At 68.6% G+C, this 10,946-nt stretch carries 11 protein-coding genes; 4 read left to right on the top strand and 7 right to left on the bottom strand.

Translation table 11 applies throughout. The annotated features are described in order from the left end of the window. The first annotated feature begins 75 nt into the window (after nt 1–75). Entirely contained in the window at nt 76–1,596 is a 1,521-nt protein-coding gene (locus ABOZ73_RS05990) for an MFS transporter (protein ID WP_369061530.1), read from the top strand. Nucleotides 1,597–1,660: 64 nt separating this feature from the next. Here the strand turns inward: ABOZ73_RS05990 and rplS are convergent, their stop codons facing one another. The 3 genes from rplS to ABOZ73_RS05975 are packed head-to-tail and all read right to left on the bottom strand — an operon-like array spanning nt 1,661 to nt 3,728. Beyond that, complete coding sequence (gene rplS, locus ABOZ73_RS05985; protein ID WP_369061528.1) at nt 1,661–2,053, bottom strand: 50S ribosomal protein L19; 393 nt, start codon at nt 2,051–2,053, stop codon at nt 1,661–1,663. Nucleotides 2,054–2,073: 20 nt separating this feature from the next. Continuing rightward, complete coding sequence (gene trmD, locus ABOZ73_RS05980; RefSeq protein WP_369061526.1) at nt 2,074–2,799, bottom strand: tRNA (guanosine(37)-N1)-methyltransferase TrmD; 726 nt, start codon at nt 2,797–2,799, stop codon at nt 2,074–2,076. Nucleotides 2,800–2,831: 32 nt separating this feature from the next. Continuing rightward, nucleotides 2,832–3,728 carry a dihydrodipicolinate synthase family protein gene (locus ABOZ73_RS05975; RefSeq protein ID WP_369061524.1) on the bottom strand — a complete coding sequence of 299 codons (897 nt, stop codon included), beginning with the start codon at nt 3,726–3,728 and terminating at the stop codon, nt 2,832–2,834. Nucleotides 3,729–3,825: 97 nt separating this feature from the next. Between ABOZ73_RS05975 and ABOZ73_RS05970 the strand changes: the two genes are divergently transcribed. Beyond that, a complete protein-coding gene (locus tag ABOZ73_RS05970; RefSeq protein WP_369061522.1) occupies nt 3,826–4,686 on the top strand; it encodes an acyl-CoA thioesterase in 861 nt (286 codons plus the stop codon). Here ABOZ73_RS05970 and rimM read toward each other — a convergent pair. From rimM to ffh, 3 genes are read right to left on the bottom strand one after another with little or no spacing between them, the layout of a single operon-like run. Further along, nucleotides 4,683–5,213 carry a ribosome maturation factor RimM gene (rimM, locus tag ABOZ73_RS05965; RefSeq protein ID WP_369061520.1) on the bottom strand — a complete coding sequence of 177 codons (531 nt, stop codon included), beginning with the start codon at nt 5,211–5,213 and terminating at the stop codon, nt 4,683–4,685. The two genes, ABOZ73_RS05970 and rimM, sit on opposite strands and share 4 nt — an antisense overlap. Nucleotides 5,214–5,222: 9 nt before the next feature. Then, nucleotides 5,223–5,771, bottom strand: a complete 549-nt coding sequence (rpsP, locus tag ABOZ73_RS05960) for a 30S ribosomal protein S16 (protein WP_369061518.1) — start codon at nt 5,769–5,771, stop codon at nt 5,223–5,225. Between the two features lie 27 nt (nt 5,772–5,798). Then, a complete protein-coding gene (gene ffh / locus ABOZ73_RS05955) occupies nt 5,799–7,328 on the bottom strand; it encodes a signal recognition particle protein (RefSeq protein WP_369061516.1) in 1,530 nt (509 codons plus the stop codon). Nucleotides 7,329–7,724: 396 nt separating this feature from the next. Here ffh and ABOZ73_RS05950 point away from each other — a divergent pair, with 396 nt between their 5' ends. Further along, a complete protein-coding gene (locus ABOZ73_RS05950; protein WP_369061514.1) occupies nt 7,725–8,705 on the top strand; it encodes an SDR family oxidoreductase in 981 nt (326 codons plus the stop codon). Between the two features lie 85 nt (nt 8,706–8,790). After that, a complete protein-coding gene (locus ABOZ73_RS05945; protein WP_369061512.1) occupies nt 8,791–10,029 on the top strand; it encodes an acetyl-CoA C-acetyltransferase in 1,239 nt (412 codons plus the stop codon). Here the strand turns inward: ABOZ73_RS05945 and ABOZ73_RS05940 are convergent. Continuing rightward, nucleotides 10,026–10,943, bottom strand: coding sequence for a LysR family transcriptional regulator (locus ABOZ73_RS05940; RefSeq protein ID WP_369061510.1), 918 nt, complete (start codon nt 10,941–10,943; stop codon nt 10,026–10,028). The genes ABOZ73_RS05945 and ABOZ73_RS05940 overlap by 4 nt on opposite strands. Nucleotides 10,944–10,946: the final 3 nt, after the last annotated feature.

The following is a 10,946-nucleotide window of genomic DNA, read 5'->3' as shown; positions in this document are numbered from 1 at the left end:
TGGTCGGGGCTGTCGGAACAAACCGTCCCCGGCGGGGCTTCTTCAGGCCGTATTCCCTCACCAGACTGCGGTTTGATGTTCCTGGCCCCCGTAGACAGCCTGTCCGACGAGGCGCGCGAGCGCGGCGTCCGCCAGATGGTGATCGAGTCCGCCTTCTCGAACACCACCGGGGCGATGACGTCCGGCGTCATCCTGACCGCCTTCGCCCTCTATCTGGGGGCGCCCAACTCGGTGATCGGCCTGCTGGCCGCCCTGCCGTTCTGGACCCAGCTCCTCCAGGCGCCCAGCGTGGTGCTGATCGAGCGGATGCGGACGCGCAAGCGGATCGCCGTGGTCTCCAGCGTCCTGGGCCGCGCCATGCTGGTGGGCATGGCGGTGCTGGCCTTCTTCCCCGGCGGGCCGTCGCTGGGCGCGCTGCTGGCCGCCCAGCTGGTCTACTGCGCCGCCGGGGCGGTGGGAGGCTGCGCCTGGAACGCCTGGATCCGCGACCTGGCGCCCGAACAGCGGCTGGGCGAGATCGTCGCCAAGCGCAACATCTGGTCCACCCTGGTCAGCATGGCCGCCGGCCTCGCCGCCGCCTTCGCCCTGGACGCCGCCGCACCCGGTTCGCCCCTGCGCGGCTGGGCGTTCTTCGGCCTCTACATCGTCGGCTGCGTGTTCGGCATGATCAGCGCCCTGATCGTCGCCCGCATGCCCGAGCCGGCCATGCCCGCCCTGCATGAGAAGGTCGACTTCTTCGCCCTGCTGCGCGCCCCGTTCCGGGACGTGAACTTCCGCCGCCTGATCGCATATCTCGCCAGCTGGCAGTTCGCGGCCAACCTGGCGACGCCGTTCTTCACGGTGTTCTTCGTGCGCCAGCTGGGCTTCTCCATGACCTTCGTGGTGCTGCTCAGCGTGGCCAGTCAGTTGGCCAACTTGGTGGCTCTGCGCTCCTGGGGCCTGCTGTCGGACAGGTTCTCCAACAAGTCGGTCCTGGCCTTCGCCACGCCGATCTTCATCCTGTGCATCGCCGGCATGGTCGGCGCCTCGCAGATCGCCGACCGCAACTGGGCGGCGGCCTATCTGGTCGGCCTGCATCTGCTGATGGGCTTGGCCTCGGCCGGCGTCACCCTGGCCACCGCCAACATCGCCCTGAAGCTGTCGCCACGCGGCTCGGCCACCGCCTATGTGGCCGCCAGCGCCATGGTCTCGTCCGCCGCCGCCGGCCTCGCCCCGGTGCTGGGCGGTCTGTTCGCCGACTTCTTCTCGGTCCGCGCCCTGGAGATCGCCCTGCGCTGGACCAGCCCCGACGGCCTGCTGGTGGTGCGCGCCCTGCGCCTGTCCAACTGGGACTTCTTCTTCCTGATCGCGGCGATCTTGGGCCTCTATTCGCTTCACCGTCTCAGCCTGGTGCGAGAGCAGGGCGAGATCGACAGTCGCCGCATGCGGGCCGAGGTCCTGTCCCAGGCCCGCCAGGTAGTGCGCAACATGTCGCCCGTGGCCGGCCTGCGCCACCTGACCGAGATCCCCGGCGCCTTCGTCCGCGACGCCCAGATCCGCGCTCGCCTGACCCGCGCCCGCCGCAACGCCGGCATCAGCACCGCGCCCGCCGAATAGCCGGAACAGAAAAAGGGCCCCGGATCGCTCCGGGGCCCTTCGAACTTCAGGTCTCGACGAAGCCTTAGGCTTCGGTCGTTTCCTTGCTGTTGCTCATCTGACGCTCGGCGATACGGGCCGACTTACCGCGACGGTCGCGCAGGTAGTACAGCTTGGCGCGACGCACGACGCCGCGACGCTTCACTTCGATGCTGTCGATGTTCGGCGACAGCAGCGGGAACAGACGCTCCACGCCTTCGCCGAACGAAATCTTACGGACGGTGAAGCTCTCATGGATGCCGCCGCCTTGACGGGCGATGCAGACGCCTTCGTACGCCTGGATGCGCTCGCGGTCGCCTTCCTTGATCTTCACGTTGACGCGCAGGGTGTCGCCCGGTTGGAATTCCGGAACCTTGCGGGCGTCGAGCAGGCGCTGGGCTTCTTCCTGCTCCAGTTGCTTGATGATGTTCGCAGCCATCTTAAATTCTCCTACTGGGCTTACCCCTTGCGAGAAGGGCCGCCCTTTGCCTGTTGATTGGCGAGATGCGCTGCCCAGAGATCTGGACGCCGCTCGCGGGTTGTTTCTTCACGCATAAGCTTTCGCCACTCGCCGACCTTCTTGTGATGGCCGGACAGCAGCACCTCGGGGATGTCGAGCCCTTCGAACGTCCGCGGTCGCGTGTACTGCGGATGCTCGAGGAGACCGTCCTCGAAGCTTTCTTCACTCGTGCTGCCGATATCCCCAAGAACGCCGGGGATCAGTCGGACGCACGCCTCGATCGCCACCATCGCCGCCGCCTCGCCACCGGCGAGAACCGCGTCTCCGACGGAGACCTCCTCGAACCCGCGGCTGTCGAGCACCCGCTGGTCCACCCCCTCGAAGCGGCCGCACAGGACGATGATCCCGGGGGCCTTGCTCCACTCACGCACGCGCGCCTGGGTGAGGGGACGACCCCTGGCGCTCATGTACAAAAGCGGCCGCCCATCCCGCTCCACGCTATCTAGCGCGGCGGCTATGACGTCCGCTTTAAGCACTTGTCCCAGACCGCCACCCGCGGGGGTGTCGTCGAGGAAGCCGCGCTTATCTGCGGAAAAGCCCCGAATGTCCAGCGTTTCCAAGCGCCAAAGGTCCTGCTCGCGCCACGCCGTCCCGATCAGCGAAACGCCGAGCGGGCCCGGAAAGGCCTCGGGAAACATGGTCAGGACGGTGGCGGTGAACGGCATGGGCGGGCCTTTACACCAAATGTCCGTGCGGGTCAGGCCAGCTGCAGGTCGTCGATGACCTGCGCCACCCTGCGGCGATCGGTCTCCGACAGGCCCAGGATCGGGCGGGGCGGCTGGGCGTCGGTCAGGCCCAGCAGGTTGTTGGCCGCATAGACGATGCGGAAGCTGCTCAGTTCCTTGAACAGGTCCCATAGGGGCTTCAGCCGCGCGTTCTCGCCCCGGGCGGCGTCGGCGTCCCCGGCGCGGACGGCCCGCACGATGGTCTGGATCGGGGCGGGGAACAGCCCGCCCAGCACGCTGTACCAGGCCTGCGCCCCGGCGATCATCGCCTCGGTCACCATCCAGTCGGCGGCGCAGCCGATGGAGAAGCCCGGCGCGACCTGGGCTCGCAGGCCGGCGATCAGGGCCTGGGCCTCCTGCGGCGTATCGGCGCCGGAGGTCTTCACCGCCGCGATCCCCTCGACCTGGCTCAGCCGTCCGATCAGTTCGGGGCTGAAGGTGAAGCGGGTCACCGTGGGGTTGTTGTAGATGCACAGGGGCAGGCCCACCGCCGCCGCCACGGCCGCGTAGTGCTGGGCGACCTCCTCGTCCGACAGGGGCAGGTACGACACCGGCGCCAGCAGCACGGCGTCCGCCCCGGCCTTGGCCGCGTCCTGGCCCAGTCGGATCACCTCGGCGGTCGAGGTGGCGCCGATGCCGACCATCAGGGGAACTTCGCCCTGCACCCGCTCCACGGCGGCTTCCACCGCGCGGCGGCGCTCGTCCCGCGTCAGGTAGGCGTAGGTCCCCGTGCTGCCCAGCAGGCCGATGGAATCGACCTTGGCCTCGACCAGGCGGCCGACCACCTTCTGCACGCCCGCGACATCCACGCGGCCGTCCGCGTCGGCGGGCGTGATGGGAAAGGCGCTGAGGCCGGAGAAGAGCGTCATGGGCGCACCCGTATCCTTGTTCCGGGACGGCGATGCGGCCATAGGCCCCGCAAAGTCAAGGTTGCCGCGCCCCGCCGATGCTCCTAAGCGAAACGGCATGGAGACCACCGAAGACCTCGCCGCCGTCCTCAAGCTCGAACGCATCGAGAAGAATTTGTTTCGGGGCGTGTCCCCCGACGACGGCTTCCCGCGCATCTTCGGCGGCCTCGTCATCGCCCAGGCCCTGCTGGCCGCCTACGAGACGGTGCCCGAGCGCATCTGCCACTCGCTGCACGCCTATTTCATCCGTCCCGGCGACGTGAAGATCCCGGTGGTCTACGAGGTCGACTTCGCCCGCGACGGCGGCAGCTTCACCACCCGCCGGGTGACCGCCATCCAGAACGGCGAGCAGATCTTCAATCTCGCCGCCTCGTTCCAGTCGATCGAGGACGGCTACGAGCACCAGTTCGACATGCCGGAGGCGCCCGAGCCCCTGACCGTGCCGACCGAGCTGGACCGCCTGCTGACCCTCGGCGACAAGGCTCCGCGCGGCCTGATCCGTCAGTTCGAGAAGCCGCGCCCCATCGACGTGCGCTGGCCCGACCCTCAGTCCCTTCTCGACCCGCAGAAGATGTCGCCGCTGAAGGACGTCTGGATGCGGGCCAAGGCGCCGATCGGCGACGACATCCGCATGCAGCACGCGGCCCTGGCCTACGCCTCGGACATGGCCTTCATGGAGACGGCCATGCGGCCGCACGCCCTGATCTGGAGCACCCCCGGCCTGCAGGCGGCCAGCCTGGACCACGCCATGTGGTTCCACCGGCCGTTCGACTTCAACGAATGGGTGCTGTTCTCGCAGGACAGCCCGTCCGCCTCGCAAGGGCGTGGGCTGGTGCGCGGCCAGATGTACGCCAAGGACGGAACCCTGGTCGCCTCTGTCGCTCAGGAATGCCTGATGCGGGTCCGTAAACCCGGCTAGTCCTGGTTGGTCGGCTCGCTCTCGCCCACCTCGTCGGGGCGGATGACCACGACCTTGCCGCCGGCGATGTCGACGACCGGGGCGTTCTCGCGGGTGAAGGCCAGAAACCAGGTCTGCCCCCCGGCGGCGGGCGTGATCTCGAGCAGATCGCCGGCGCCGAAGTCCTGCACGGCCTTGATGCGGCCCAAGGTCTCGCCCTGCGGCGTGACGGCGGCCAGACCGACCAGGTCGGTAAGATAGAACTCGTCCTCCTCCGGCTCGGGCAGGTCCGAGCGCAGAACGTGAAGCTTCAGGCCGCGCAGGGCGTCGGCGTCTTCCTTGGAGGCGATCTGGGGGGAGCGGGCGATGATCCCGTCCTTGACCACGCGGGCGCTCGTGATGGTGAGGGCGGGCGAGCCGTCCTCACGCACCAGAGACTTGTACTGCGCGAGGGCGAGGGGATCGGCCGTATAGGTGCTGATCCGGACCTCGCCCCGCACGCCGAACGCCCCGGCCACGCGGCCAACCAGAATGAGGGCGTCCGACATGTGAAGACCTTAGGCTTCGGTGGTTTCTTCGGCGGCCGGAGCTTCTTCAGCAGCGGCTTCAGCGGCCGGAGCCTCTTCAGCAGCCGGGGCTTCTTCAGCCGGAGCAGCTTCCGGTTCCGGAGCCGGGGCGGCGGCGGCGGCGGCGGCGGCGGCAGCGGCTTCAGCGGCGGCGGCCTTGGCGGCGGCGGCTTCTTCAGCGGCGGCGACTTCGGCGGCCTTACGGTCTTCTTCGCGCTGGGCGCGTTCGGCGGTGCGCTCTTGCGCCTTCTTGCCCGGCTGAGCCTTGTTCGGGTTGTTGCCGGCTTCCCACTTCACGAGGCCTTCCTTCGACAGGAAGCGCGCGACGCGGTCGGTCGGCTGAGCGCCCTTGGCCAGCCAGCCCTGAATGGATTCCAGCTTCAGGGTGACGCGGGTCGGATCGTCCTTCTTGAGGAGCGGGTTGTAGGTGCCGACCTTCTCGATGAAGCGGCCGTCGCGCGGCGAGTGGCTGTCGGCCACGACGATCGAGTAGTACGGGCGCTTCTTGGTGCCGCCGCGGGCGAGACGAATCTTCAGCATTTTCAGTTCCTTGGAGTCTAGTTCAGGTTATTTCTTGAACGGGTTGAAGCCGGGCGGCAGGGCGCCCAGGCCAGGTAGTTTTCCACCGCCGAGGCCGGGCAGGCCCGAAAGGCCGCCCTGCTGCTGCAGCTTGGCCGCGGCGGCTTCGATCTCTGCTTCGGAGGGCATCTTGCCGCCGCCGAGGTTCTTGAGCGGGTTGGCCCCGCCGCCGCCCAGGCCCATGGCCTGAGCCATCTTCATCATGCCCTTGCCGCCGTCCTTGCTGATCGACTTGAACATGTCGGCCATCTGGCGGTGTTGCTTGAGCAGGCGGTTGACCTCGGCCACGTCGACCCCGGCGCCGGCCGCGATGCGGCGCTTGCGCGAGGCCTGCAGGATGTCGGGCTTCTTGCGCTCCTGCTTGGTCATGGAGCTGATGATGGCCTGCTGACGACGGAAGACGCTGTCGTCGATATTGGCTTCCTCGATCTGCTTCTTGACCTTCTGGACGCCGGGCAGCAGGCCCATGATGCCCTGCATCCCGCCCATCTTCTGCATCTGGGCGAGCTGGCTGGCGAGGTCGTCGAGGTCGAACTGGCCCTTGGCCAGCTTCTTGGCCATGCGCTCGGCCTGGGCCTGGTCCAGTTCGGCCGCGGCCTTCTCCACCAGGGCCACGACGTCGCCCTGGCCCAGGATGCGGCCGGCCACGCGGCGGGCGTCGAAGGCGTCGAGTTCGTCGACCTTCTCGCCGGCGCCCAGGAACTTGATCGGTAGGCCGGTAACCGCCCGCATGGACAGCATGGCGCCGCCGCGGCCGTCGCCGTCGGCGCGGGTCAGGATCAGGCCGGTGAGCGGCAGGCGGTCGTGGAAGGCGGTGGCGGTGCGCACCGCGTCCTGGCCGGTCAGGCTGTCGGCGACCAGCAGGGTCTCGACGGGATTGGCGAGCTTGGCGATCTCCGCCGCCTCGCTCATCATCGCCTCGTCCAGGGTCGTGCGGCCGGCGGTGTCGAGGATGACGACGTCGTAGCCGCCCAGCTTGCCGGCGCTCAGGGCGCGCTTGGCGATGTCGGGGGCCGACTGGCCGGCGACGATCGGCAGGGTCTCGACGCCGATCTGGGTTCCGAGAGCGGCCAGCTGCTCCATGGCGGCCGGACGACGGGTGTCCAGCGAGGCCAGCAGGACCTTCTTGCGCTCGGTCTTGCTCAGGCGCAGGGCCAGCTTGGCCGAGGTGGTGGTCTTACCCGAACCTTGCAGACCGGCCATCAGGATGACCGTCGGCGGGTTGGTGGCCAGGCGCAGGGGCTCCGGCTCCTCGCCGCCCAGCATCTCGATCAGGCCGTCATAGACGATCTTGACTACCTGGTCGGCGGGACGGACGGCGCGGATCACCGCCTCGCCCGTGGCGCTTTCCTTGGCCTTGGAGATGAAGTCCTTCACCACCGGCAGGGCGACGTCGGCCTCCAACAGCGCGACGCGAACTTCGCGCAGCGCTTCCTCGACGTCCTTTTCCGAAAGGACGCCGCGCCCGCCAAGCCGGTCGAATACGCCGGAAAGTCGCTCTGTAAGGCCGTCGAACATTCAGCTCACCCATGAGCGCAACGCAGCCAGCCCCCGTGGACGATCACGTCGACGGGGGTCCTCGCCGCCCTCGTCCGGATGGTGTCCTGGTCTCCCAGGCCGGGGTCGTGGCGGTGGAGGGCGCTGGCTGATGCTGCGCCGGAAAGCGGGCCTTATGAGCGAGAAGGCTGTCAAAAGCAAGTTTTGAGAGTTTTTGGAGCCTGATCGGGAGGCGCATTGCGTCCTTCGACAAGCTCAGGATGACGAACTCAGTAGCGCTTTCCATCCTCGTCATGCTGAGCGGGAGCTTTAGCGACCAGTCGAAGCACGCACCCACGCTGCCTCCAACCGAGCAAACCGCGAACCCCTCCCGCCCCCCCGCGTTCTGACCACGACCCCAGAACCCGGAGCCTCCCCATGACCGACCCCCACGCCCAGGCCGAACGCGCCGCCGACCAGCAGCGCAAGGTGCAGGATCAGGTCGAACAGGCCGACAAGGCGGCAGGTGAGGAGCGCTCCTTCGCCATGCAGGCCGGGGCGCGGGAATATCCCGTCCCGCCCCTGCCGGCCCAGCATCAGGCCAAGCCGGGCTCGGAGGCCGACCTCGACCTGGCCCCCATGTACGACGCGCCGTTCTACAAGGGGTCGGAAAAGCTGCTCGACAAGGTGGCGATCATCACCGGCGGCGACAGCGGCATCGGCCGTTCGGTGGCGGTGCTGTTCGCCCGCGAGGGGGCCGACATCGCCATCCTGCACCTGGACGAGGACGAGGACGCCGAGGCCACAAAGAAGGCCGTCGAGAAAGAAGGCCGCCGCGCCATCGTCATCAAGGGCGACGTGCGCAGCCGCGACTTCTGCCAGGCCGCCGTCGAGCAGACGGTGAAGGAGCTGGGCAAGCTGGACGTCCTGGTCAACAACGCCGCCTTCCAGGTCCACGCCCCCTCGCTGGAAGAGCTGACCGAGGAACACTTCGACGCCACCTTGAAGACCAACCTCTACGGCTACTTCTTCATGGCCCAGGCGGCGGTGCCGCACATGAAACCCGGCTCGGCCATCGTCATGTCCGGCTCGGTCACCGGCCTGATGGGCAATAAGGACCTGCTCGACTACTCGGCCACCAAGGGCGGCATCCACGCCTTCACCAGGTCCCTGGCCAGCCACCTGATCCCCAAGGGCATCCGGGTGAACGCCGTGGCCCCGGGTCCGGTCTGGACGCCCCTGAACCCCAGCGACAAGCCGGCCGAGGTGGTCGCCCATTTCGGCGAGGATACCCCCATGGGCCGCCCGGCCCAGCCGGAGGAGCTGGCGCCCTCCTACGTCTTCCTCGCCTCGCCCCACACCTCCAGCTACATCACCGGCGAGATCCTGCCGGTGATCGGCGGCTACGGCAGCCGGTGAAATAAGGGGCTGGACTGACGTAGGGCCAACCCGCCGAAGCTTCTCCCGACGACGAAGGAACCCGCCTTCGCCCAGGAGAAGCGCCATGCCGGAAGCCTTGATCATCGACGCCTGCCGCACGCCGCGCGGCGTCGGCAAAGTGGGGAAGGGGGCGCTGGCCGACTTCCATCCCCAGCACCTGGCCGCCGCCGTGCTCAAGGCGATCGCCGAGCGCAACAACCTGAACACCGCCCAGGTGGACGACATCATCTGGGGCACCAGCACCCAGCGCGGCAAGCAGGGCGGGGACCTCGCCCGCATGGCCGCCCTCGACGCCGGTTACGACATCCGCGCCAGCGGCGTGACCCTCGACCGCTTCTGCGGCTCGGGCATCACCACGGTGAACCTGGCCGCCGCCCAGATCATGTCGGGCATGGAGGACCTGGTCATCGCCGGCGGCACGGAGATGATGAGCTACACCGCCGCCACCGCCGACCGCACCGCGCCGCCGATGATGGACGCCGGCAACCTGCGCCTGCGCGCCCGTCATCCGCAGAGCCATCAGGGCGTCTGCGCCGACGCCATCGCCACGCTGGAGGGGATCGAGCGCGAGGCCCTCGACGACCTGGCCCTGGTCAGCCAGCAGCGCGCCGACCACGCCATCCGCAACGGCCATTTCGACCGCGCCCTGATCCCGATCTATCGCGAGGACGGGACCCTGGCCCTGGACCGCGAGGAGTTTCCCCGCCCCCAGACCACGCGCGAGGGCCTGGCCGACCTGAAGGCGGCGTTCGAGGGGATGGCCAACGTCCCCCTGGACGAGGCGGGGACCACCTACGCCGGCCTGATCCATCAGATCTATCCGGACCTGAAGATCCGCCACGTCCACCATGCGGGCAACTCCTCCGGCGTGGTCGACGGCGCGGCGGCCGTGCTGCTGGCCTCGCCCGACTACGCCGCCCGCAATGCGCTGAAGGCCCGCGCCCGGGTGCTGGTCACGGCCAATGTCGGCGACAGCCCGACCCTGATGCTGAACGCCCCCGTGCCCGCCGCGCTGAAGGCGCTGAACAAAGCTGGCCTGACCCCGGACGACATCGACCTTTGGGAGATCAACGAGGCCTTCGCCGTGGTGGCTGAGAAGTTCATCCGCGACCTCGAGCTCGACCGCGACAAGGTCAATGTGAACGGAGGGGCCATGGCGCTGGGTCACCCCATCGGCGCCACCGGCTCCATCCTGATAGGGACCATCCTCGACGAGCTGGAGCGGCGGGACCTGAAGCGCGGCCTGGTGACTATGTGCGCCGCCGGCGGCATGGCTCCGGCGATCATCATCGAACGGCTCTAGTAGGGCTTGGCCTGGGCCGCCTCGTAGGCGTCCATCGCCTTGCGCAGCTCGCCCTCGAAATAGGGGACGAAGAAGTCGATGAAGGCGCGCACCCGCGGCGTGTTCTTCATGTCCTGCCGCGTGACCAGCCAGCTGCCGCCCATGATCGGCGGCTCGGGCGTCAGGCACAGGACCAGCTCCGGGTGGTCCACCAGCATCAGCAGCGGCGCGGGCCCTACGCCCAGGCCGTTGCGCACCGCCATGATCAGGTTGCCCAGGCTGTTGGACCGGCAGCGCACCTCGGCGTCAGGCGCCTGGTCGAACATCCACTTCAGGACCGGCAGGTTCGCCAGGTCCTGCTCGCCGCCGATCAGGATGTGGTTCTTCAGGTCCTCGGGGCGGCTCGGGACCCCATGCCGCGCGGCGTAGGCGCGGCTGCAGCAGATGGCGAATTCGAACTGGGCCAGCTTGCGCGCCACCAGGTCGGAGTCCTCCAGCCGGTCGGTGCCGCGCATGGCGATGTCGGCCTCGCCCGCGGCGATGTCCAAGAAGCGGTCGGTGATGATCAGCTCGACGGTGATCTCGGGATAGAGCGTCCGAAAGTCCGCCAGGGCCGGCATCATCATGTTGGCCGACAGGTCCGACAGGGTCAGGCGCAGGGTGCCCGACAGGTCGCGTTGGAACGCGCTGACCTGCTGCGACAGCGCGGCGAACTCCGCCTCGATCTTCTCGGCCTTGGGCAGCAGCTTTTCGCCCGCGGCGGTCAGGCGGCTGCCGGTCTGGCTGCGCTCGATTAGCTTCAGGCCCAGGGCGCGCTCCAGCGCATCCAGCCGACGCCCCACCGTCGTCTGGTTCACCTGAAGTTCGGCGGCCGCCCCCAGCGCGCTGCCCTGCCGCGCCACGGCCAGGAAGACGCGCAGGTCGTTCCAGTCCATGTG

The organism is Caulobacter sp. 73W, assembly GCF_041021955.1.
GTDB lineage: Bacteria > Pseudomonadota > Alphaproteobacteria > Caulobacterales > Caulobacteraceae > Caulobacter.
Note: the sequence above shows the minus strand (reverse complement) of the source record. Positions and strands in the feature narration are given on the sequence as shown.